The 24411-nt window shown below is 38.4% G+C and carries 24 protein-coding genes; 12 read left to right on the top strand and 12 right to left on the bottom strand.

Annotation, left to right across the window (positions count from 1 at the left end):
- From ACOQO5_RS13380 to bshC, 4 genes are all read left to right on the top strand, one after another.
- Positions 1-714 carry an ABC transporter ATP-binding protein gene (locus ACOQO5_RS13380; protein ID WP_420582195.1) on the top strand — a complete coding sequence of 238 codons (714 nt, stop codon included), beginning with the start codon at positions 1-3 and terminating at the stop codon, positions 712-714.
- 148 nt (positions 715-862) lie between these two features.
- Positions 863-2239, top strand: coding sequence for a TolC family protein (locus tag ACOQO5_RS13375; RefSeq protein ID WP_420582194.1), 1377 nt, complete (start codon positions 863-865; stop codon positions 2237-2239).
- Between the two features lie 163 nt (positions 2240-2402).
- Positions 2403-3719, top strand: a complete 1317-nt coding sequence (gene rimO / locus ACOQO5_RS13370; protein WP_420582193.1) for a 30S ribosomal protein S12 methylthiotransferase RimO — start codon at positions 2403-2405, stop codon at positions 3717-3719.
- Positions 3720-3810: 91 nt separating this feature from the next.
- Positions 3811-5370, top strand: a complete 1560-nt coding sequence (gene bshC / locus ACOQO5_RS13365) for a bacillithiol biosynthesis cysteine-adding enzyme BshC (RefSeq protein ID WP_420582192.1) — start codon at positions 3811-3813, stop codon at positions 5368-5370.
- A gap of 48 nt (positions 5371-5418) precedes the next feature.
- Here bshC and ACOQO5_RS13360 read toward each other — a convergent pair whose 3' ends face one another.
- From ACOQO5_RS13360 to ACOQO5_RS13345, 4 genes are all read right to left on the bottom strand, one after another.
- Positions 5419-6210 (bottom strand): substrate-binding periplasmic protein, encoded by a 792-nt coding sequence (locus ACOQO5_RS13360; RefSeq protein WP_420582191.1) that lies wholly within the window; start codon positions 6208-6210, stop codon positions 5419-5421.
- Between the two features lie 8 nt (positions 6211-6218).
- A complete protein-coding gene (locus ACOQO5_RS13355; RefSeq protein WP_420582190.1) occupies positions 6219-6872 on the bottom strand; it encodes a hypothetical protein in 654 nt (217 codons plus the stop codon).
- 151 nt (positions 6873-7023) lie between these two features.
- A complete protein-coding gene (typA, locus tag ACOQO5_RS13350; RefSeq protein ID WP_420582189.1) occupies positions 7024-8802 on the bottom strand; it encodes a translational GTPase TypA in 1779 nt (592 codons plus the stop codon).
- Between the two features lie 85 nt (positions 8803-8887).
- A complete protein-coding gene (locus tag ACOQO5_RS13345; protein WP_420582188.1) occupies positions 8888-9679 on the bottom strand; it encodes a hypothetical protein in 792 nt (263 codons plus the stop codon).
- 209 nt (positions 9680-9888) lie between these two features.
- Here ACOQO5_RS13345 and ACOQO5_RS13340 point away from each other — a divergent pair, with 209 nt between their 5' ends.
- Complete coding sequence (locus ACOQO5_RS13340) at positions 9889-10641, top strand: pirin family protein (RefSeq protein WP_420582187.1); 753 nt, start codon at positions 9889-9891, stop codon at positions 10639-10641.
- 55 nt (positions 10642-10696) lie between these two features.
- Here ACOQO5_RS13340 and ACOQO5_RS13335 read toward each other — a convergent pair whose 3' ends face one another.
- Entirely contained in the window at positions 10697-11611 is a 915-nt protein-coding gene (locus ACOQO5_RS13335) for a DUF3078 domain-containing protein (RefSeq protein WP_420582186.1), read from the bottom strand.
- Between the two features lie 76 nt (positions 11612-11687).
- Positions 11688-13373, bottom strand: a complete 1686-nt coding sequence (locus ACOQO5_RS13330) for an AMP-binding protein (RefSeq protein WP_420582185.1) — start codon at positions 13371-13373, stop codon at positions 11688-11690.
- An 875-nt stretch (positions 13374-14248) separates the two neighbouring features.
- Between ACOQO5_RS13330 and ACOQO5_RS13325 the strand changes: the two genes are divergently transcribed.
- The 4 genes from ACOQO5_RS13325 to frr all read left to right on the top strand — a co-directional run bounded on the left by ACOQO5_RS13325 (position 14249) and on the right by frr (position 16662).
- On the top strand, positions 14249-14713 hold the full coding sequence (locus ACOQO5_RS13325; protein ID WP_318173085.1) for an Lrp/AsnC ligand binding domain-containing protein: 465 nt from the start codon (positions 14249-14251) through the stop codon (positions 14711-14713).
- A 62-nt stretch (positions 14714-14775) separates the two neighbouring features.
- Entirely contained in the window at positions 14776-15270 is a 495-nt protein-coding gene (locus tag ACOQO5_RS13320) for a biotin/lipoyl-containing protein (protein ID WP_420582184.1), read from the top strand.
- 68 nt (positions 15271-15338) lie between these two features.
- The gene (pyrH, locus tag ACOQO5_RS13315) at positions 15339-16043 is read left to right on the top strand and encodes a UMP kinase (protein ID WP_420582183.1); all 705 of its coding nucleotides are present in this window, start codon (positions 15339-15341) and stop codon (positions 16041-16043) included.
- A 58-nt stretch (positions 16044-16101) separates the two neighbouring features.
- Positions 16102-16662 (top strand): ribosome recycling factor, encoded by a 561-nt coding sequence (frr, locus tag ACOQO5_RS13310; RefSeq protein ID WP_420582182.1) that lies wholly within the window; start codon positions 16102-16104, stop codon positions 16660-16662.
- Here frr and nadD read toward each other — a convergent pair whose 3' ends face one another.
- From nadD to ACOQO5_RS13280, 6 genes are all read right to left on the bottom strand, one after another.
- Positions 16663-17235 (bottom strand): nicotinate (nicotinamide) nucleotide adenylyltransferase, encoded by a 573-nt coding sequence (gene nadD, locus ACOQO5_RS13305; protein ID WP_420582181.1) that lies wholly within the window; start codon positions 17233-17235, stop codon positions 16663-16665.
- A gap of 10 nt (positions 17236-17245) precedes the next feature.
- Positions 17246-17815: a guanylate kinase gene (gene gmk / locus ACOQO5_RS13300; protein WP_420582180.1), complete on the bottom strand. Its 570-nt coding sequence runs from the start codon at positions 17813-17815 to the stop codon at positions 17246-17248.
- A gap of 3 nt (positions 17816-17818) precedes the next feature.
- A complete protein-coding gene (locus ACOQO5_RS13295; RefSeq protein WP_420582179.1) occupies positions 17819-18067 on the bottom strand; it encodes a zf-HC2 domain-containing protein in 249 nt (82 codons plus the stop codon).
- Between the two features lie 47 nt (positions 18068-18114).
- The gene (locus ACOQO5_RS13290) at positions 18115-18693 is read right to left on the bottom strand and encodes a sigma-70 family RNA polymerase sigma factor (protein ID WP_420582178.1); all 579 of its coding nucleotides are present in this window, start codon (positions 18691-18693) and stop codon (positions 18115-18117) included.
- Between the two features lie 182 nt (positions 18694-18875).
- Positions 18876-20177: an adenosylhomocysteinase gene (gene ahcY, locus ACOQO5_RS13285; RefSeq protein ID WP_420582177.1), complete on the bottom strand. Its 1302-nt coding sequence runs from the start codon at positions 20175-20177 to the stop codon at positions 18876-18878.
- Between the two features lie 73 nt (positions 20178-20250).
- Positions 20251-21006 carry a biotin--[acetyl-CoA-carboxylase] ligase gene (locus tag ACOQO5_RS13280; protein WP_420582176.1) on the bottom strand — a complete coding sequence of 252 codons (756 nt, stop codon included), beginning with the start codon at positions 21004-21006 and terminating at the stop codon, positions 20251-20253.
- Positions 21007-21046: 40 nt separating this feature from the next.
- Between ACOQO5_RS13280 and rsfS the strand changes: the two genes are divergently transcribed.
- From rsfS to ACOQO5_RS13265, 3 genes are read left to right on the top strand one after another with little or no spacing between them, the layout of a single operon-like run.
- Positions 21047-21418 (top strand): ribosome silencing factor, encoded by a 372-nt coding sequence (gene rsfS / locus ACOQO5_RS13275; protein ID WP_420582175.1) that lies wholly within the window; start codon positions 21047-21049, stop codon positions 21416-21418.
- Between the two features lie 49 nt (positions 21419-21467).
- Complete coding sequence (ftsH, locus tag ACOQO5_RS13270; RefSeq protein WP_420582174.1) at positions 21468-23564, top strand: ATP-dependent zinc metalloprotease FtsH; 2097 nt, start codon at positions 21468-21470, stop codon at positions 23562-23564.
- Between the two features lie 45 nt (positions 23565-23609).
- Positions 23610-24380: a UDP-2,3-diacylglucosamine diphosphatase gene (locus ACOQO5_RS13265; RefSeq protein WP_420582173.1), complete on the top strand. Its 771-nt coding sequence runs from the start codon at positions 23610-23612 to the stop codon at positions 24378-24380.
- Positions 24381-24411 lie beyond the last annotated feature (31 nt).

The raw sequence follows: 24411 nt of genomic DNA, 5'->3' as shown, positions 1-24411 counted from the left end.
ATGGAAAACGCGAATACGCTACTCAAAACGGACGGATTAAAAAAATTCTATTACACTGATGAGATCGAAACTACTGCGCTTGCAGGAGTAAACCTCAATGTAAATGAAGGAGAGTTCGTTGCTATCATGGGACCATCAGGTTGCGGTAAATCTACCTTGCTAAACATTGTTGGACTCTTGGATAATCCTTCTGAAGGAGAATTTTATTTCAGAGATGAAGAAATTTCTGATTATAGCGAAAGACAAAGAGCAGATCTTAGAAAAGCGAATATTGGATTTGTATTCCAAAGCTTTAATCTTATCGACGAACTCACAGTATTCGAAAATATTGAATTGCCTTTGATCTACTTGAAATACTCTGCTTCTGAGCGTAAGAAAAGAGTAGAGGAAGTAATGGAGCATATGAAAATCATGCACAGAAGAAACCACTTCCCTCAGCAGCTATCGGGTGGACAGCAACAAAGAGTGGCCATCTCCAGAGCTGTAGTGGCTCAACCAAAGTTGATACTTGCCGATGAGCCTACGGGTAACTTGGATTCTGCTAATGGTCAGGAAGTAATGACACTGTTGAGCGATTTGAATGAACAAGGTACTACTGTCGTGATGGTAACTCACTCACCTGTAGATGCTGAATATGCTGATAGAGTCATTCACTTATTCGATGGTCAAATTGTATCTGAAAATGTGAATGCCAAAGACAAGGCATTAGTATAATATTATTACCAATTACAACTGCTCAATTAGGTAGTCGGTGTTCTTGTGAAAAGGACACCGGCTGGCTAACTACAGCCAAATCCCAGGGACAAAACTCAAACTCAACTCACCCCAAGGAATACTCAAAGACTTGAAAACTTGAAATGAAATGAAGATAGGAATAGTGAAAAGGATAGTTCTATTGATTGTAATAGTGTCTACTGGTTTGGAGTCGATTGGACAAAACCAGGACTCTACGGCAGTCGACAAATCAACCGAGAAAGAAATATTGACACTGGATGATTGTATTTCGATAGCGATGAAAAATAATATTCAGCTTAAGCAATCAAGAAACAATGCCCATATTGCCAAAGCGAATGACTTTCAGTCGATCATGAATTTTTTGCCAAATGTCAATGGTTTTGGTAATTTCAGTTTAAACAACGGAACAAGCTTTAATAGTAATATTGGGCAATTTGCTACAGGTTCTAATGAGAGTAGTTTTCTAAGTGTTTCGGCCAACTTGGTGCTTTTTAATGGAATGAATAATTTCTATAATAAAAAGGCCACATCAAAAACTTTGGAGTCAAATGTCAATTTGATTAAGGCACAGGAGCAGACTGTACAGGCGTCCGTATTAGGTTCTTATTTAGCTGTGGTTTTGGATAAAGAGAATATCAAAATATCTGAAGATCGAATTGAATTGTTGTCACAACAGTTAGAAAGAGAAAAGAAGAGACATTCTGTTGGTGTAGGAAATTTGGAGCAGGTGTACAATTTCCAATCACAATTGGCTAATGAAAATTTACGACTTGTAAATCTACAAAATCAATTGTTGACGGATCACTTGACCTTGTTACAGATATTGCAGATCGAGGTCACAAGAAACTACGAGGTTGCTCCATATCAATTTCAGGAAGATGAAGGCGTCATGGAGAAAGAAAAATACATAGAGGTATTGGAAGAGAGTCGTGCATATTCTCCATCGTTAAAAAGTGCTATGGCCAATGCTGAAGCAGCTCATTTCAACTTTAAAAGAACGCAAACGTCTATGATTCCAACGGTTAGTTTGATCGGAGACTATTCGACGCAATATTCTTCACTTCTAAAAGATAATAACGATCAGGTGATACCTATAGGAGAACAGTACGAAAATCTAACAAATAAGGGACTTGAGTTGAGGATGACTGTTCCGATTTTTAATAATTATAGAAACAAGACAAATACGCAGATATCTAAGTTAAACAAAGAAAATGCTGATCTTCAACTCGATCAAGCGGAGTTGGATGTAACTAATACAGTACAGAGGGTCTATTTGGATTTGATTAATGCTCAAGAAACATATGAGGCGGCAGAAGACAATTTGGTGGCCTTGAATCAGTCATTTGAATTTGTAAAAACTAGGTATGAACATGGAAACACTGATTTTTACACTTACTTAGAAAGTTTGAATAATAAAAATAGAGCTGAAATAGAATTAGTGAATGCTAAGTATAGCATCATATTTAGAAAGAAAATCCTCGACGTTTATAGAGGGTTATTATAAAGGTTAAAACTCAAAACTCTTACTCCAAACCGTCTCGAAAGAGGCGGTATTTTTGTTTAAATCAACCCAAGCAGGGTTTGAAAACCTGTTAGGGTTTCTGCCTTGCTTCACCTAATTTTGCATTCGCCTGCCAGAAGGCAGCAATCAATAAAATCCAAAGGCATTGAAGACTAAAGGTAGAAAAAAGGAGAAGGTAAATGTGGTGACCCTAGGGTGTGCTAAAAATCTGGTGGATTCTGAAGTGATTCTCACTCAATTGAAAGGAAACAACATAGATGCCGTGCACGAGTCTAAGGAGAACGATGCGACAACAGTAATTGTGAATACCTGTGGTTTTATTGAAAACGCCAAACAAGAATCCATAGACACCATTCTCAAGTTTGTTGATGCTAAAGAAGAAGGCCATATAGAGAAATTATATGTGACCGGATGCCTGTCTCATAGATACAAAGACGATTTGGCTAAGGAAATTCCAGATGTAGATGAGTATTTCGGTACAACTGACCTCAAATCTATCTTGGCGAAGTTTAAGGCTGATTATAAACATGAGTTAATTGGTGAAAGACAAATCACCACAGACAATCATTATGCTTACTTGAAAATCGCTGAAGGATGTGATCGACCATGTTCTTTTTGCGCCATACCATTGATGAGAGGAAAGCATGTTTCTAGACCCATTGAAGAATTGGTGACGGAGGCTAAGAATCTGGTGAAAAATGGTGTTAAAGAGATATTATTGATTGCTCAGGACTCCACTTACTATGGTTTGGATTTGTATAAAAAAAGGAATCTAGCCGAGTTGTTGGAAAAGCTATCAGAAGTTGAAGGGTTAGATTGGATCCGTTTGCACTACGCATTCCCCACTGGTTTTCCTGAAGACATTTTAGAAGTGATGGCTAAAAAGGATAATATCTGTAGTTACTTGGATATTCCATTACAACATGGCTCTTCTAAAGTGCTGAAATTGATGAGCAGAGGAACGGATAGAGAGAAGACAACCAAACTCCTCCAAAAAATTCGTGAACAAATACCAGGAATTGCGATACGAACGACCATGATCGTAGGACACCCTGGTGAAACCGAAGAAGATTTCCAAGAGCTAATGGATTTTGTGGAAGAGAGTAGATTTGATCGGCTGGGAGTTTTTGCTTATTCGCATGAAGAAGACACACATGCCGGCACCATGAATGATGACGTACCCGAAGAGGTGAAAAACGAACGTGTAGATGCATTGATGGAGTTGCAAGAAGGCATTTCCCTGGAAATCAATGAAGGTAAGGTGGGTAAGACCTTCAAGACATTGATCGATCGAAAGGATGGTGAGTATTTCGTTGGAAGAACGGAGTTTGATTCACCTGAAGTGGACAACGAAGTGCTGATCAGCGCTAAAGATCATTACTTGAGAGTGGGTGATTTTGCTCATATAAAAATTACATCAGCAGAGCCGTTCGACCTGTATGGTGAACCAGTCGTTGAATAATTGAACGGTTTTAAACCAATTCAGCATCTTATTTAAAGTCTGTGCGTAAACCCATGCATCTTTTTTATATTTAGAAAAACACTGACAAAGCATGCAGGTAGAAAAAATTGATCTACGCGATACCCAATCCTTCTCAAACTTCTTTTTAGACTACTTAGACAACAAAGAAGCATTAAAAAAATTTCATGGTTTGCGACCTGAGGTGGACTGTTTTGAAGAGCAAATCAGCAAAAAAAAATATGCTGATGAAAACAGACAAGTGCTTTGTAGTGTATTGGACCAACAATATGGAAAAATAAATAAATCTTCCGCCGTTAGCTCCAACCTGAAAAATTTAAAAGTATCAAACACTTTCACTATTACCACTGGGCATCAGCTCAATATTTTTACAGGCCCACTTTATTTCATTTACAAGATTGCCACAGTCGTCAATGCTTGTAAAACTCTAAAAGAAAAATACCCTTCTTACAATTTTGTGCCAGTTTACTGGATGGCATCAGAGGATCATGATTTTGATGAGATTTCGTTTTTTAATCTTTTTGGTAAAAAGTATGAATGGAAAACTGATCAGACCGGCGCCGTGGGGCGATTCAAAAATGATGGATTAAAAGAACTACTGGAATCATTACCTGAGAAAACACCATTATTTGAAAAAGCTTATTTAGAACATAAAAACTTGGCAGATGCTGTTCGGTATTATGTTAATGAATTATTCTCTGATGAAGGAGTGGTTGTAGTGGATGCGGATCATCCGGGTTTAAAGAAGATGTTTGCACCGATTATAAAAGATGAATTGTTAAACAGTCGATCTAATGAACTGGTGGAAGCGACCAATAGTGAACTAGAAGAGGCTGGCTATTCCCCTCAGATATATTCACGTGAAATCAATTTTTTCTACCTTCAAGAAGAAAGTCGAGAGCGAATCATAAAAGAAGGGGATAGTTATCAGGTGAATAACACCTCTTTGAAGTTTTCCGAAACTGAAATTCTTTCTGAGTTAGAAAATCATCCGGAGCGATTTAGCCCCAATGTGGTCATGCGACCCCTATATCAGGAAGTTATCTTACCTAATTTGGCCTATGTGGGTGGCCCCGCAGAAATGATCTATTGGCTGCAATTGCCGAAGGTTTTTGAACAATACGAGACTACTTTTCCTATTCTGTTACCCAGAAATTTTGCTTTATATATCAATTCAGCTTCAATGAAGAAGTTGGAGAAATTTGACTTGACATCCAATGATTCTTTTAGAGACGTGGAGGACCTGAGGGCAGCCTATTTGGCCAAGTATGGCCAAAATGAGATGAATCTCAATGGGGAGGTAGATGATTTGAAAGTAGTGTATGATAAGCTCATAATAAAGGCTGAAAAAATCGACGCTTCTTTGAAAGGTTTTATTGCGGCCGAACATGCCAAAGCAGCAAAAGGGCTAGATAATATTGCCAAGAGATTAAAGAAGTCTGAAGAACAAAAGCATGAAACTGCATTGAATCAGATTGGAGTTTTGAAAAGTAAGTTGTTTCCCGGTGGTGGTTTGCAGGAGCGTCATGACAACTTTCTCAATTTTTACCTGAACAACCCCAATTTTATCAAAGAGATTTTGGAGTCCTTGGATGCATTTGATTTGAGAATGCATGTGCTCAGACAGGCATAAAAAAAGCAACTCATTGCCGAGTTGCTTTTGATTTTGTATCGTTTTGATCTATTTCAATTCTAGCAACCAGTAAGGGTTTTCAAACCATTTCTCTTCCATTATAGCCAGAACGCCTGTGGCATCGAGTGATTCAATGTAGTTGTCCATCATGTTCACGAATAATGAGTCGTCATGAGGCAATGCGATACCAATAGGTTCAATGGTTAGTGGCCTATCGAGCATGACCATACCTTTGTCCGGGTATCTTAGCATCGCGTATGCACAAGTGGGATAGTCTGCTACCATTACATCGGATTCATCCTTGATGATTTTTTGTATACCACTTTCGTAATTTTGAACTAGTTCAACCTTTACATGTTGCATATAAGTTTCAACAAATTTTTCACTGGTAGAACCATCTAACGTTACTACGCGAAGATCTGCACTTATATCTTGTGGGTTAGTGGCATTGGCTAAGGTTTTTTCGTTGGTTAATATGGACTTACCTGATATCAAATAGGGTCCAACAAAAGCCACTTCTGCATTTCTTCTAGGGGTTATTGTCATACCAGATATGACTAAATCTATTTTCCCTTCTTTCAGATTGGGAAGAAGCTCTGCAAAAGTCATTTCAACAAATTCTAACTCTAACTCCATTGAAGTGGCTATTAGATTAGCCAAGTCAACGTCAAAACCAATGAGCTGGCCACTTTTGTTCTTCATCGAGAAGGGAGGTTGAGTGCCTGTCAATCCAACTCTTAAGGTGCCTTTTTCAATAATGTTGGCTAGTCTGTTTTGCGCAAGAAGGTCACTCGTTAGGAGTACAATAATTGCGACAAATAGGATTTTTATATTCTTCATAGGTTTTTCTAGTTAATTATATTTCTTTTTTTGAGATCGTTTACCAGTTGTTTGGCATATATCCGAGCAGATTTGCTCATATTGGATGATTCTGTGATTTTGGATTGGCCTATCCATATGGTAGCTTCCTCCGGTTTGGATTTTCCTGAAATATCAAAGGCCTTTGTTTCCACTAAATCTACAATGCTGGTAGAATAATAACCAGGATCTGACCATCCTGTGCCATATCCTCCATAATACATGCCATAGCCATAGTTATAATTGTAATAGTTGTACATACCATATCCCCCATAGTAGGAAGTACCCTGATGATAGGTAGTTTCTCGCTCGCGATCAACTACACTTGCCATCAACACCAAGTCAAAATTTTCTTTCAGCAGAATTCTTTCCAAATCTTTTTCAGATGCGGGCTGATAGCTAGGTGGCATGACGGACATACCATGAACCGCAACATGGCCTTGTCGCTCCAATTCCTTGACAATCTCTTCTTCAAAAGCAGATCTGGTATTGAGGCGTTGGAACATTCCAATAATCACTATTTTTTTGAATTCATGCTCTTTAAACGATGGACTTTGCCAAGAGGTGAATGTAGGAGCGCATTGCTGTAGCAAGATTGTGAAGAGTATCAGATTAGCGAGCGCAATTTTTTTTGTTATATGCAACGGGATAAGTTTAAATTATTTTTTAAATCAAATGATTTATCTAACTAAAGTAATGATTCGAGTGACAATTAACCACTAAACAGCAATAAGGATTTGCAAACAAAAAAGGCAACTCATTAGAGTTGCCTTTTCATTTTCTTATTATCGAAGCTTAAGCCTTGAAATCAATTTTTCTCATTCTTAGTGATACTGGAGTGATTTCAGCGTATTCATCTTTGCCAATATATTCTAGTGCCTCTTCTAGAGAGAATTTTTTCGCTGGAATAATTTTGGCATTGTTGTCCGTTCCAGAAGTTCTCATGTTAGTAAGTTTCTTTCCTTTCTGGATGTTAATAGCTAAATCATTGGCTCTAGAGTGTTCACCAATGACCTGACCTACATACAACTCTTCTCCTGGATCTACGAAAAATATCCCTCTGTCCTGTAGTTTGTCGATTGAGTAGGCAGTACCAGGTCCTGTTTCCATAGAAACCAAAGATCCATTTAGTCTACCTGGTATGTCGCCTTTATATGGTTCATATCCATTGAATCGGTGAGTCATCACAGCTTCTCCTGCCGTAGCCGTCAGCACTTGATTCCTTAAACCAATTAAACCTCTGGCTGGGATGTTGAATTCCAAATGTTGTACGTCGCCTTTAGGTTCCATGATGGTTAGTTCGCCTTTTCTCTTGGTTACTAATTCGATGGCTTTTCCTGAAGTTTCTTCTGGTACATCAATAACCAAGTGTTCTACTGGTTCACATCTTACTCCATCCACTTCCTTATAAATTACTTGAGGCTGACCTACTTGTAGTTCATAACCTTCTCTTCTCATGGTTTCGATCAAAACAGACAAGTGAAGAACACCTCGGCCATAAACTAAGAATTTGTCTTCCGTATCAGTTTCTTCAACACGGAGTGCTAAGTTCTTTTCAGTTTCTTTCATCAACCGATCTCTCAAGTGACGTGAAGTCACAAATTTCCCTTCTTTACCGAAGAATGGAGAGTTGTTGATAGTGAAGAGCATATTCATGGTAGGCTCATCCACACCTACTCTTTCGAGTGGTTCTGGATTTTCAAAATCAGTAATTGTGTCACCAATTTCAAAATCATCTATTCCAGTTACAGCACAAATGTCACCGCATTCTACTTTGTCTACACTTCTTTTTCCAAGACCTTCAAATACGTGCAATTCCTTGATTCGAACTCTTTTTACAGTTCCATCTTTCTTGGTTAGCCCTAGACTCTCGCCTACAGCAATAGAGCCTTGATGAATTCTTCCAATGGCTATTCTTCCTGTAAATGATGAAAAGTCCAAAGAGGTTATTTTCATTCTTAACACACCTTCTTTTTTCTCAGGTGCAGGGATGGCCTCAAGGATTGTATCAAGCAATGGTTCTATCGTACCAGTTTCATTTTTCCAGTCGTGGCTCATCCAGCCATTTTTAGAAGACCCATAAAGCGTTTGAAAATCTAATTGCTCTTCTGTTGCCTCAAGGTTGAACATCAAATCGAATACTTCTTCATGTACTTCGTCAGGACGACAGTTTTCTTTATCAACCTTATTGACAACTACAATAGGTGTCAAACCTAGTGAAAGTGCTTTTCCAAGGACGAATCTAGTTTGAGGCATAGCACCTTCAAACGCATCTACCAATAGAATCACGCCATCAGCCATACTCAGTACTCTTTCTACTTCACCGCCGAAATCGGCGTGACCTGGAGTATCGATGATGTTGATTTTAGTACCCTTATAGCTTACAGATACATTCTTTGAAAGAATCGTGATTCCACGTTCCCTTTCAAGATCATTTGAATCCAAGATCAATTCGTTATTGTCTTGTTCCCTTTTTGAATCATTTGCTTGTGCAGCGTAAATGATCTTGTCGACCAAGGTAGTTTTGCCGTGGTCAACGTGAGCTATAATAGCAACGTTTCTGATTTCTGTCATCCTTCTAAAAATTAAAGCGCAAAATTACGCCTAATTAATGAGAAGAACAGGACTAAATAGATTATTTAGTTATTAATTAGGAGGGTTACAGTTCCTCCAGCTCACTATCTATAGTGTCTACAGTGATCGGTGCAATAACCTTATTTTTCGGGAAGGATGGGTTAGTCTTTTTCGGTTGTAAATCACTACTATCTGAATCTGATTTACTGGAATCCTTCGCATCTTGGTTTTTTGCCGCCAACTCATTTGAGAAATTTTGCGGGTTACCTACGCTTATATTCCAGAATGGGTCTCTCAGATCGTAATATTTATTGTTGTATTGTGTCAGCATGATCTTCACTGTATAGTTGAGCCTATTTAATGCATCTATTTGGTAATCCTTTCTGTTCATAGGATGAAAAATGAAGAATTTGATAATTGGAAACGCTTTTTTTCGAAGTTCGCCAAGAATGGATGCTATCCGAATTTCTCCCGCATCGTTTTCTGTTTGCATACGGTCCAGTGCCTCTTTGCAGAATTGTGCCAAACCATTAAGTAGATCAAAATAGGGCCATATGTTCCCATTCTGTTCCTTTTTCATTTCGGTTACGTACTCTTCACAGAATACTTTAAGAATATTTAATTGAGGGATGCACAGGGCGGGTTGAGTATAAACATTCGGCTGCCATAGTATTTCACGAAATGTGAAAATCGAAGGAAGTAGCTCGGTGTCATAATTCTCTTCTTTTTTTAGATTTAGAATGTCCTCTGATTTTAATTTAGGAATAGTTATGTCTCCAGCCACGAGCTCATAGATCCATTGCTCACCTTCTTTGGCAGTTTTTGGCTGAGGAGCCAACTCCATAAATTCCCAAATCTCATTCAGGTCTATTTTCATACACTTAGACTTCAACTAATACGCGCTCAAACAAATATATCCTAAAGGAGGTTAAATTACCTAATACACGATATGGAGTGAATTAAGAAGAATGAAATCTTAGTTGAGTCTGGACTGTGAAATGTTCTCCTACGCAAACCTGCCATACCGCAAGTAATTTGTAATTACAATATATGTAACAACATATAAAAAATTTCGTTGTACATGTCATGAGTGTAGAGATTATAAGTAAACATCATCAAGCTCAAGGAGCATTTGATTTTGGTAGAATTAGAGAGAATAAGCCCATAGGTTTCCCTCACGAACCCGGAGGGGCTAATTCTATGTCCAATCTTTTTTATTGGGCGCACGCTTGGTCTGAGACAGGAGGTCTCATAGATACTCATCCTCATCAGGGTTTCGAAATCATGTCATACGTAATTGATGGAAAAATTTCACATTACGATACGAAGTATGACAGGTGGTTAGACCTCGATGCAGGTGATGCGCAAGTAATTAGAGCTGGAAATGGAATATCACATGCTGAAAAAGTACTTCCAGGTGGTGAGTTTTTTCAAATTTGGTTTGACCCAGATTTGTCGAAATCTCTAAATAAAGAAGCGTCATACTCAGACATCAAAGGGTCAGACTTTCCCATTGTGAAATCAGAAAATGGTAATGTGAAAATAATTGTAGGCGAAGGATCGCCTATGGAAATCGATACAGAAGGAGTAACAATCAAGGAAGTATCTGATATATCTGGAAAGTGGAAAATGGAATTGGATAAAAAATCCATTTACACTGTTTATATAATAAGTGGTGAAGGGAAGTCGTCGAACGGTGATGTTACCCCCAATGACTTTTTAGTAATAAAAAACGAAGGGGAGTTGAATATTGAATTTTCAACAAGTGCCAAATTATTTGTAATTCAGTCACCAGCAGATGTTTCTTATAAGACATATGCTGAAGGACAAGCATTTTAACAAAAAAGGGATTTGACCACATGTCAAATCCCTTTTTTGTCCTAATTATTTTGCCTTATCCTCTGGTGCCCCCAAACTGTACAGCAAGGCCAAGGCTAATTATATTTTTGAATTGCCATTTATCAGTTCCTGTAGAAGGAATATCATTTCCATTGGCGTCGACCTCATAAAACTTGATATCATAATCATAAATGATTTGATTATAAATGTTGGCCGAAAGCCAACTATTGACTTTTAGGTTAAGTATGTTTTCCCAGTTCACATCTATTTTGTCAGGGTTTTCAACATAATCACTGAATAATATAAGATTGGAAGTGAAGAGAACATTGGTGAATATTTCTTTGTTAAAGCTAGCCTTTAAACTGGCTCCAAATTCGGCGCGAAACTTTTTTCCAGGGTCTACTCCAAATGCCCCGGCAGCGGAAAGTGAATCGTCTTGTACAAACGTAAATTTTCCGGTTATTGGGCTGACGGTTAAATTGAAACTTTCAACAGGACGCCAATCGATACCAAAAGAAGTCATGAGATAGCCTGGTGCCATAAATTTGGAAATAGGTTTGGTTTGATCTGGGTCTTTTTCCAAGTCATAACCTTCTAAAAATTGAGTCCTAAAATCCACTGTGACATTATAAAACCATTTGTCATTATTCCTATGCAATTTTTTCCCGAGACTCGAAGTAAGGACTAGTCGGTCATCAGCTTTTTGCTGTGCAGATCTAGATTCTTTTATCCATCCTAATCCCATATCAGCTGTGTTTTGCCAAAGAATATCATCTTTATTATAATCAGCTATATAGCTAAAATATACGGACCCAGCAACTGTGTTTCCTCCACCTGCCGCCCAGTTCGTGAGTGTCGCTTGAGAAAAATTGACACCGAATTTTCCACCTTTATTCCAGTAAGTAGTATCCGATTGTGCCAACAAAACGGAAGGAAGTGTCAATAAAATAGAAAGTACTAATGGCTTCATAAAGTTGAGATTAAATTTTGAGATGAGTTTAAAGATGTAAAAATAGAACAAAGAATGAATTCTTAAGCAGTCCATATTATTCATATGAGTTGACCTTAGCATCTTGTTCTTTTAGTATCCTTCTCAATATTTTGCCAACGTTGGATTTTGGAAGTTCAGATGTGAACTCTACATGTTTGGGACATTTGTACCCCGTCAAAATTTCGTGAGCGTGCGTTTGGACTTCTTCTACAGTAAGTGAAGCGTCTTTTTTGACGATAAAAACCTTTACAGCTTCAGTAGATTTTTTGTCAGGAACTCCTATAGCACCTACTTCCAGAACTTTCTCATGCCTGGCTATCGCATCTTCTATCTCATTAGGGTAGACATTAAAGCCAGAAACAAGAATCATTTCTTTTTTTCTGTCCACAATACGGATGAATCCATCACCATCTATAGTTGCAATGTCTCCGGTTTTAAACCATTCACCTTGCATCACTTGATCAGTGTCTTCAGGCCGTTGCCAATATCCTTGCATTACTTGAGGCCCCTTCGCACTTAACTCTCCAGGTTCTCCTTGTGGTACTTCATTACCATCATCATCTAGCATTTTGATGTCTGTACTTGGTATAGGAAGTCCAATAGTGCCCACGCGGTCTGTGCCATCCAACGGGTTGGTAGTTAAAACGGGAGATGTTTCGGTGAGCCCATAACCCTCTGCTAATGGCGAGTTGGTTGTTTTGAGCCATTTTTCGGCTACTACTTTTTGCACAGCCATTCCTCCTCCGAATGCAACTTTGAGTTTTGAGAAATCTAATTCTGAAAACTTCGACTGATTGAGTAATCCATTAAATAATGTGTTTACCCCTGTGATAACTGAGAATTGATGTTTGCTCAATTCTTTCACAAAGCCTGGCATGTCTCGAGGATTTGTAATTAATACGTTCTTTGCTCCTAGTTTGAACATGACCAGACAGTTGCATGTCAATGCAAAAACATGGTATAGCGGTAGTGCGGTGATCACTGTTTCTTTGCCTTCTTCGAGTAGAATACTCATCCAAGAACAGACCTGTTCAAGGTTGGCAACTAAATTTCGGTGAGACAGCATAGCCCCTTTGGATACGCCTGTGGTTCCTCCCGTATACTGCAGAAATGCGAGATCATCTCCGGAAACTTCTACGTGCTGAAATGAGCTGGCTTGACCTTGTTTCAGTGCATCGTTGAATTTGATTGCATTGGGTAAAGAAAACGGAGGTACCATTTTCTTTATTCTTTTCACAACAAAATTTGTGATCGTCTTTTTTAGTCCGCCTAATAAATCACCAATCTCCGTGGTTATTACCGTTTCGATCGAAGTCTCAGAGAGAATTTCTTCGAGATTGCAAGCAAAATTTTCAAGTATCACGATGGCTTTGGCACCAGAGTCATTGAATTGATGTTTCATCTCATCTGGAGTGTACAGCGGATTGGTATTTACCACAACCAGACCGCATTTCAGAGCAGCAAACATCGCAATGGGGTATTGTAAGAGGTTGGGCATTTGTAAAGCAATGCGATCTCCTTTTTCTAAACTCGTGTGGTTTTGCAGATAGCTTGCAAACTGGTCAACTTTTTCATTTAATTCTCCATAGGAAAAGCACTTTCCCATATTTTCCATTGCTGGTAAGTCCTGATATTTACTAAATCCGGTTTGAAATAGATCTGGGAGCGATTTATATTCATCTGGGTTGATAGTATGTGGAACTCCTTTAGGATAGTGTTGAAACCAAGTATGTGTCGCCATTTTGTTTTGTTAATGCTAATGATGTTGTTTTTAGCTCTGATTTCAGAGCTAAAACTTAAAAATCTTCTAAAGATGCTTAATGACGGTGGAATTATCAAAAAGAGAAGGCTACTTTTAATTTCAGAAGTGTAGAAATGAAAAAAGTCTGGTAAACCAGACTCTTTCATTAAACAACATTAACCCAAAAATGATAGCTGTAGGAGAAGGATTCGAACCTTCACGGAGAGGTTAGTCTCAAGTTGAGATTTGTCCCAGATCCCCACCCCCGAGAGAGGAGGGCATGGCTGCCTGTTTCATCACCCTACAGTATTAAACAAAAGAACGTCTTTTCGTTTGTTTTGATAATTCAAAGGTAGTAAATCGACCTGAATGTTGAAAATATTTCATCAAATAGACTGAATAAATGGAATATTTTTACTTTTTCAATAATCTATTTATTAATTTCGTAAAACAGACTTGAATTTTGCTGCTGAAATTGCGAATTATTCATCGTTCACGATAACGGCAAGGGCAATCAGCCTTTTTGAGGATGAAAAGGCTATAAATGAAAAAAGTCTGGAAAAACCAGACTCTTTCATTAAACAACATTAACCCAAAAATGATAGCTGTAGGAGAAGGATTCGAACCTCCACGGAGTAGTTAGTCGCAAGGAGCGATTTATCCAAAATCTCCACCCCCGAGATAGGAGGGCATGGCTGCCTGTTTCATCACCCTACAGTATTAAACAAAAGAACGTCTTTTCGTTTGTTTTGATAATGTAAAATTAAGAAATACGTTGATATATTAAAAATATCGTATAAAAATGGCAAAATATTTACATATCATTTAATATATTATTAATATTGTTGAATAATTAATAAAATCAGTATTGAATCATGCCAAAAAATTATGAAATTGATGATGTGGATTTGAAGATTCTTTCCCACCTCATGCTGGATGCAAAGACACCATATACTGAAATTGCCAAGAAAGTTTATGTTTCTGGCGGTACAGTGCATGTTCGTATGAAAAAAATGGAAGAATTGGGTGTTGTAAAGGGCACTACCTTACAGTTAGACTATTCCAAGCTGGGTTTCGATGTGACTTGTTTTTTAGGAATTTATCTGCAGAAAAGTTCTCTATATGATACTGTGGTAGACAAGCTAAGGGAAATTCCTGAAATAGTGAAAATTCACTATACCACTGGTAATTACAATATTTTCATAAAAATTCACTGCAGAGACACTAACCACTTAAGAGAAGTGTTGCATGACAAAATCCAAAAAGTAGATGGTATCGACCGTACGGAAACATTCATTTCTTTGGATGAGAGTATGAGCCGACCGATTCAGTTAGGATAAAATTCAGCTTAGTTATTGTCGTTTGAGTCAAGGCAGTTATTTTTGGCTCAAACAGCACGATAATGAAAAAAGCCCAAATAGGAGAAAATACATACGAAATAGATCAGCAACAGGAAGAAATCTTGTTAAATGGTGAATCATTTAATTTTGATCTAGCAGCGTCTGGAAACAAGGACCTTCATTTTTTAGTAAATAATAGATCCTATCAAACAAAAGTTATTTCAGTTGATAAAGCTGAAAAAACTGTTCAAGTCAAAGTAAACAATACACCTTATACTGTCAGTGTTAAAGACAACTTGGATTTGCTATTGGCAAAACTAGGGATGGAATCAGCGGGTCAAGCCGGAGCAAAAGATGTGAAAGCGCCTATGCCGGGCCTCATACTCGATGTATTGGTTTCTGAGGGTCAAGAAGTAAAAAAAGGGGATCATCTCTTGATACTTGAGGCAATGAAAATGGAAAATGTAATTAAATGCCCTGCAGATGGCGTGGTGACTGGACTTCATGCTGAAAAAGGGGAGAGCGTAGAAAAAGGTAAAATTTTACTTTCCTTATAAATACCAAGTGTCGAATTCCCTCCTATCTTTGTGAAATTTTTGTTCAATATGATAATCACAAATCACCGATGAAGTATAAAAGAATATTGTTGAAGTTAAGTGGCGAAGCCTTAATGGGAGATAAGCAATATGGGATAGATGCTACGAGACTTGAGCAATATGTGAAAGAAATTAAAGAGGTAAAAGACCTCGGTGTCGAGATCGCAATCGTCATTGGTGGTGGCAATATTTTTAGAGGCGTACAGGCAGAAGAATCTGGTATTGATAGGGTGCAAGGTGATTATATGGGTATGCTGGCCACAGTGATCAATGCGATGGCACTACAGTCGGCTTTAGAAAAATCTGGTCTTTATACTCGACTCATGTCTGGGATCAAAATCGAAGAAGTATGTGAGCCTTTTATTAAAAGACGGGCGGTTCGACATCTGGAAAAAGGGAGGATTGTAATTTTTGGTGCTGGAATTGGCAACCCCTATTTTACCACAGATTCGACAGCCAGTTTGAGAGCTATTGAAATGGAAGCAGATGTGGTTCTCAAAGGTACCAGAGTGGATGGAGTTTATACTGCAGATCCTGAGAAAGATTCGTCCGCGACAAAATTTCCAAGTATCAGTTTTCAAGATGTTTATGAAAAAGGATTGAACGTCATGGATATGACGGCGTTTACTCTTTGTCAAGAAAACAACTTGCCGATCATTGTGTTTGACATGAATAAAAAAGGAAATTTGAAAGCAATTATTGACGGAAATGAGGTCGGTACATTGATCTCATAAGGAGAAGTTACTGAAATTATTATCTTTGGAACAATCACTCAAATAATAGAATATAGTCATGGAAGAAATTGAAATGTTTTTGGCTGAAGCCAAAGAATTGATGGATAAATCTGTTAGCCACTGTAATCATGAACTAGGGAAAATCAGAGCCGGAAAGGCTATGCCCAATATGTTAGATGGTTTAATGGTAGAGTACTATGGAGCCATGACTCCAATCAATCAGGTAGCAGTGGTGAGTACACCAGATGCACGGACATTGTCTGTTAAGCCTTTTGAGAAAAGTATTATTGCTGATGTAGAAAAGGCTATCATCAATAGTGACCTTGGACTTAACCCTCAAAATGATGGGGAGCAGATTAGGATTAATATTCCTCCACTGACTGAGGAGAGAAGATTGAATCTGATGAAACAGGTGAAAGCTGAAGCAGAAAATGGAAAAATCAGTATCAGAAATGTCAGAAAGGATACTAATGATTCATTGAAAGCATTGATCAAAGAAGGTGCCTCAGAGGATGCTGTGAAAGGAGCAGAAGGAGATGTGCAAAAATTGACAGACAGTCACGTAGCGAAAATTGATGAGCTTGTGGTTGCCAAAGAAAAAGATATTATGACGATTTAATTATTGATAGAATTTTTTTCTAACAATATATTCTTCGACTTCAGTGGGCACTAGATATTTGATCGAGTGCCCATTTTTTATTTTGGAGCGGATAAATGTAGCGGATATATGCAAAAGCGGGGAGTCCACGAAATGCATACGATCTGTTATTTCAATTTCTGGTTGTTTACTATCTGGCCGAGGATAAATGAGCAATTCGTGATGGTCTAGGATAGCTTTATGGTTTTTCCACTTATGAAAGGATGCCAAATTATCGCCACCAATGATTAGCGAAAACTGCTTTTCAGGGTGTTTTTCACTAAGAACAGCCAAAGTGTGTGCTGTATAGTTTGGTTTTGGTAAGTTAAACTCAATGTCCGAAGTACGAAATTTTGGATTTTCTGATATAGCGACATCTACCATGTCCAGCCTATCAAATTCATGAAGAAGATTTTTATTCTTCTTGAAAGGGTTCTGTGGGCTTACTACAAACCATAGTTCATCAATATGCTCACTTTCTATCATGGTCTGAGCAATAATCATATGTCCAATATGGACTGGGTTGAATGAACCAAAAAATAAGCCGACTCTCATAAGCCTCTTGTTAATTCAAAAAGTCACTGATCATTTTCTCAGCATTCTCAAATGAGTCCTCCAATTTGTCATTTACCAAAGTTACATCGAACTTATTCTCAAATGACATTTCAAATTTGGCTTTATACAACCTTCTGGAAAGGCTGGCTTCGTCTTCGGTACCTCTATCTTTGAGTCGTTCAGCTAGCACAGATTCATCCAAGACTTTTACGAAAATCGAAAGTGCATCGTCACCAAAGTATTCCTTTAGACTTATTCCTCCTTTTACATCTACATCAAAAATGACATGGTGGCCCTTTTCCCAAATTCTATCGATTTCAGATTTAAGCGTACCGTAAAAATTACCTTCGTAGACTTCTTCCCACTCTACAAATTCATTATTGTCTATTTTTTCTTTGAATTTGTCTGGAGTTAAAAAATGATAGTCTTTACCATTGGTTTCAGTTCGCCCTCTTCTATCTCTTGTCGATGCTGATATGGAGAATTCGATATTAGGAAATTTAGAAAGAATGTTTTTAACTATAGTTGTTTTCCCTGAACCTGAAGGTGCGGAAAATATAATGGCTTTGCCTTTATGCATGTATCAAGCAGATTTTGCGATTTTGGTTCTTATCGTATCAGCCAGCCCTTCTGGTACTTCTTTGCTGGCTATTTTTAACTGTACGAGCTTCTTTATCTCTTGATCCAATTTATAATGCTCTAGACATTTTAAACACATTTTAAGATGTCTTTTGAGGTAAACTTCTTGAGAGCGACTGGCTTCCCCGTCTAAAACCAATTGAACCAAGTCTACATACTCAGTGCATTTGGCCATTCCTGTTCGGAATTTCATCTCATGTATCAATTTTTTTAAGCTCACAATTGCCGCAAATCTAATTATTAATATCCCATGCTTTGCGCATAGACCTGCAATTTTTCTTTCAACAAGTTCCTTGCTCGATGAAGTCTTGATCTTACTGTACCTATAGGGATGTCCAATATTTTGGCCATTTCCTCATAGGTGAAACCTTCAAGATCGCAAAGTATGATCACAGTTCTGAAGTCTACATCCAAAGCAGCGAGCGCATTCGTTATTTCGTCACCAATTAAATTTTTGACTGTGTCTACTCTCAAGTCTGTGGTCACTGATTTTTGCGTACCCTCAGAATTGTAATATCCTTCGACCTCCTGGTAATCCACCTTCGCAGGCTGCTTACTTTTCTTTCGAAAGTCGTTGATGAAACTGTTTTTCATGATTCTGAACAGCCATGCTTTGGCATTAGTTCCCTGATGAAATGAATTTATGAAGCGGTATGATTTCATAAAGGTATCCTGCACAAGATCTTTGGCGTCGTCCTCGTCATAGGTGAGCCGGTGGGCAAAGTTGTACATAGCACGGATGTGCGGCATAAATTCTTCGTTGAAGATTTTATCCTTTGCCTGGTTGGAATAGTTGTTCTTGGTCGGTGACTCTTCCATTAGTTTTGATTGATGTTCAAATATATGTATGAACACACAATTCTACGCTCTTAAATCTAAACGGTTTTAATGAGTTAATAAATTCTATCAATGGCTTCACTCATTTTGCCTATTAAAAAAGGCCACATTATCTAAGTATGTACGTAGATAAGTGGCCTTTCGGATTTGCTTTTCAGCAGAAATTAGTATCTGTAGTACTCTGGCTTATATGGCCCTTCTGGTGTTACTCCAATGTACTCTGCTTGGTCCTGGCTCAAAACATCGAGTTCTACGCCAATTTTAGACAAGTGTAGTCTAGCTACTTTTTCGTCCAAATGCTTAGGTAGCATATATACCTTATTTTCGTAAGCATCAGAATTGTTCCAAAGCTCTAGCTGTGCCAAAGTTTGGTTAGTGAATGAGTTGGACATCACGAATGAAGGGTGTCCAGTAGCACAACCTAAGTTTACCAAACGACCTTCTGCTAGTAGAATAATTTCTTTTCCATTCAACTCGTAAAGGTCAACTTGAGGCTTGATTTCATTTTTCTTTGCGTTACTATTCAACCAAGCTACGTCGATTTCATTGTCGAAGTGACCGATGTTACAAACAATTGCTTTGTCTTTCATTTTTTCAAAATGACGACCTACAATGATATCCTTGTTTCCAGTAGTGGTTACTATGATGTCTCCTTCTGCTACAGCATCATCCATTTTCTTCACAGCAAAACCATCCATAGCAGCTTGCAAAGCACAGATAGGATCGATTTCTGTAACGATAACTCTTGCTCCTGCACCTCTTAGTGAAGCTGCGGATCCTTTACCAACATCCCCGTATCCAGCGACAACAGCAACTTTACCTGCCATCATCACGTCAGTAGCTCTTCTGATTGCATCTACCAATGATTCTTTACAGCCGTACTTGTTGTCGAATTTGGACTTAGTTACTGAGTCGTTTACGTTGATCGCCGGCATTACTAGTGTACCATTTGCTTCTCTTTCTTGCAATCTGTGAACACCAGTTGTCGTTTCTTCAGACAATCCTTTGATGTCTTTGACCAATTCTGGGAATTTGTCAAAGACCATGTTTGTCAAGTCACCTCCATCATCCAAAATCATGTTCAAAGGCTTGTCCCCTTCAAATGCAGTCAATGTCTGCTCGATACACCAATCAAAATCTTCGTCACTCAAACCTTTCCAGGCAAATACTGGAATGCCTGCAGCTGCGATGGCAGCGGCAGCATGATCTTGAGTAGAGAAAATGTTACAAGAAGACCAGGTAACTTCAGCACCTAGCTCTACTAATGTTTCAATCAAAACCGCTGTTTGGATAGTCATGTGAAGACATCCTGCTATTCTGGCTCCGGCCAATGGCTTACTTTGTCCATACTCTTCTCTCAATGACATCAAACCCGGCATTTCTGCCTCCGCGAGTTTTATTTCTTTTCGGCCCCAATCGGCCAGGCTAATATCCTTTACCTTAAATTTTGATGCTGTATCTATCATTTCTTTATATTTTTTCAATTTGCGACTGCAAAGTTAAGTGTTTATATCATGACGCAAAAACTTAGCTATTAGTTCATCTATAGACTACCTCTTTGAAGGCAAATTCATGAAGCTTTTCATTTTCCTGAATTTGTAATAGTCCATTGGGGTTAATGCCAATAATTTTTCCTTGAAAGATATGACCATCTGCTTCGTACATACTCATTACTTCAAATTGATATAATCTTCTCAGGTATTGGGCTTCTAGCATTTTGAGTTTTCCACCTTTGAGCTCCAGATATTTTTTTTCCAATTCAATAAGAATCAGTTCTATGAGATCATTCACTTCGTGGCTCGTATCTGTGATGTCCGATAATGATGTAGCATGAACATTAGAAAAATGACTCTGATTAACGTTAATGCCTATTCCAACAATTGAATTCTCAATATGTGAACCTTTTAGGGCGTTTTCAATAAGAATACCACCAAGTTTTCTATCTCTATAATAAATATCATTGGGCCATTTTATTTTTAGTTCCTTTCCTAAAATGGGAAAAAGCGTTTGATAAATGGCCAGGGTTGTAATGAGATGTAGTTGAAATTGAATTTGCGTAGGGATGGTCGTTGGCTTTAGAATTACAGAAAAAGTTACATTCTTCCCAGGCTCGCTTTCCCAAATGTTTCCCCTTTGCCCTCTACCCTGCGTTTGGTTTTTCGTGATGATAGTGGTTCCTTCAATTTGCGGTTTTTCTTTCAACAGATCAGCAGCCATGTCATTGGTCGAATGACATTGTGACAGAAAAAGAACCTTTTTTCCTAGGAATTGAGTTTTGGCAAAGAATTTATGCAATTTAAATTGGTTAATTTTGTGGTAAATTTAGAGACAAAGCATGACAGAAATAAAGGAAGCTCAAAATTCTAAAATCTTGAGTGATGCAGTGATACATGGGATGAAGGAAAAGAAGGCTTCTGACATTGTGTTAATTGATTTGAGAGAAATTGGTAATGCTGTCGCTGATTTTTTTGTAATTTGCTCTGGTAATTCAGATACACAAATTGATGCCATTTCCGACTCTGTAGAGGAAGAGGTCTACAAGCTCACTTCAGACAATCCATGGAGAAAAGAAGGGAAAGAAAACAAAGAGTGGATATTGATGGATTATGCGAATGTAGTAGTTCACATCTTTAGAAATGACCGTAGAGAATTTTACTCTCTTGAAAAGCTTTGGGGAGACGCAACTATCACTTCTATCGAAGAATAAAACTAAATCAACAACAAGGCGTTAAAGACAATTTTATAACTAATTAATAATGGCGGATAAACCGAGAAAGAATAGTACCAATCAGCCCAACAAACCCAATTATCAAATTTGGGTCATCTTAGGTCTTATGGCCTTCATATTTGGCATATCGTACTTTTCAAATAATAATTCTGCAGTCGAAATCTCTTTCAAGAGATTTGAGCAAATGGTGCTCAGCAACGACGTGAAGCAGGTAGTACTTATAGGGAATCAAAAAATTGTAGAAGTTACTCTTAAAGAAGAAGCTCTGCAAAATAGCAAATACAAAATCCAGCTTGAGCAGCAAAACAGATTTGGTGTTCAGAACACCGGACCACAGTACTTTTTCAAAATTGAGAGTATTGACATTTTTGCGAGTAAAAAGAAAGAGTTGGATGCGCAGTTGAAATCTGGCAACGACTACGAATATTTAGTAGACGATAGATCCGACTATACCCATATCTTTTTGAACTCTGGGTTCTTTATTATCATCATTCTAGGCTTTTGGCTATTGATGAGAAGAATGACTGGCGGCGGTGGTCCAGGCGGTCAGATTTTCAATATTGGAAAATCAAGAGCAGCTTTGTTTGATGCAGAAAATAAAGTGAAGATCACCTTTGACAATGTAGCTGGATTGGATGAAGCTAAAGAAGAAGTAAAAGAGATTGTTGACTTTTTGAAAAACCCATCCAAGTTCACCAAGCTAGGGGGTAAGATTCCAAAGGGAGCACTTCTAGTAGGCCCTCCTGGTACGGGTAAAACCTTATTGGCCAAAGCGGTTGCTGGTGAAGCAGCGGTGCCATTTTTCACGCTGTCAGGTTCTGACTTTGTGGAGATGTTTGTAGGAGTAGGAGCGGCACGAGTAAGAGATTTATTTAAACAAGCCAAGGAAAAAGCGCCATGTATTGTGTTCATCGACGAGATTGATGCGATTGGGCGATCAAGAGGAAAAGGGCAGATGCCTGGCTCGAATGACGAAAGAGAGAATACATTGAACTCGTTACTCGTTGAAATGGATGGATTTTCTACCGATTCAGGAGTAATCATTCTAGCGGCTACCAACAGACCTGATGTACTGGATTCAGCATTGTTGAGACCGGGTAGATTTGATAGGCAAATCAGTATCGATAAACCAGATATTGTAGGTAGAGATGCCATATTCAAAGTACACCTTGGACCAATCAAATCTGATAAAGATGTAGATTCAAGAAAATTGGCAGCTCAGACTCCTGGATTTGCTGGTGCTGAAATCGCCAACGTTTGTAATGAGGCGGCGTTGATCGCAGCAAGAAAAGATAAGAAAGCTGTTGATCTCAAGGATTTCCAAGACGCTATTGACAGAGTGATTGGAGGTTTGGAGAAAAAGAGTAAAATCATTTCTCCAGAGGAAAAGAAAATCGTGGCTTACCACGAAGCAGGTCATGCTGTTGCCGGATGGTTTTTGGAGCATGCAGATCCTTTGGTGAAAGTGAGTATTGTGCCTAGAGGGTATGCCGCTTTAGGGTATGCACAGTACTTACCCAGAGAGCAGCACTTACATCAAACCGAACAGCTCATGGACGAAATGTGCATGGCGCTAGGAGGTAGAGCTGCTGAAGAAATTGTCTTTGGTAAAGTTTCGACAGGTGCATTGAGCGACTTGGAGAGGATTACCAAAATGGCGTATAGCATTGTGACTGTATACGGTATGAATGACGCGATTGGCAATATCTCATTCTATGACAGCAAACAATCGGAGTACAACTTCAATAAACCTTATTCGGATGCTACTGCAGAGCTTATTGATAAAGAGGTGAAGAAGATCGTGGATGATGCTTATACTAGAACTAAGAAACTTCTCAACGATAAGCGTGAGGAGTTAGAGAAAATTGCTTCAGAGCTTCTTGAAAAGGAAATCATCTTTCAGTCTGATCTGGAAGAACTGATTGGAAAGCGACCCTTTGAAAAAGACACCAATTATGCTGCCTTTACGAATGGTGCATTGGGCCCCAAAGGAGAAGAGGAAGTAAAAAATGAAAAGGCGATTGAAGAGCTCAAGTCAGAAATAAAAACAGAAGTAGAGAGTGAGGAGAAAGACCTTTCTTCTGCTCCCGAGAATCTTGAAGAAACAACTGAAGATTCTAAATAAAACAATAAATTGGGGCTATGATTCATAGCCCCAATTTTTTTTCAGATGAACACACATCAATCTGAATTGGATAAAAAAAAGAAAGTCTACTTTGCCAGTGACTTTCATCTAGGTATCCCAAGTCATCAGCAATCTCTGCTGAGAGAAAAACTAATTATTCAGTGGCTGGATGAAGCGTCTAAAGATGCCCAAATTATATTCCTAGTAGGTGATGTATTCGACTTTTGGTTTGAGTACAAACATGTCATCCCCAAAGGGTTCGTAAGACTTTTGGGAAAACTTGCTGAGTTGGCAGATCAAGGAATTGAAATCAAAGTGTTTTCTGGAAATCATGATTTGTGGTTGGAAAACTATCTCATCGAAGAAATTGGGGTAGAGGTTTTTCATGAACCTCAGTCTTGCCAAATTGGCTCACACACATTCTATATCGCGCATGGCGACGGTCTCGGGCCGGGAGATAGAAAGTTTAAATTTTTCAAGAAGATCTTCAAAAATCCGATTTGTCAATGGTTATTTAGATGGCTGCACCCAGATATTGGAATGGGACTAGCCAAATACTGGTCTAAAGGAAGTCGCATAGCTCAGTTGGATCAGCCATTGAAGTTTCATGGAGAGAAAGAAAGGCTGATTGTCCATAGCAATAAAATTGAAGGCATAAATCATCATGACTTTTATGTATATGGCCACCGGCACCTACAAGGAGTCCATAAGTTGAAAAATAATGCTACTTATGTCAATTTGGGCGAATGGGTAATAGGAAGTAGTTATGGAGTTTATGATGGCATTGAATTTCAGTTGAAAACATTTGAGGGATGATTAGAGCTGTGGTGACATGTGTTATTCTTCT

The sequence above is a fragment of the Reichenbachiella sp. genome (assembly GCF_965223055.1).
Lineage (GTDB): Bacteria > Bacteroidota > Bacteroidia > Cytophagales > Cyclobacteriaceae > Reichenbachiella.
This window is presented reverse-complemented; position numbering and strand designations above follow the sequence as displayed.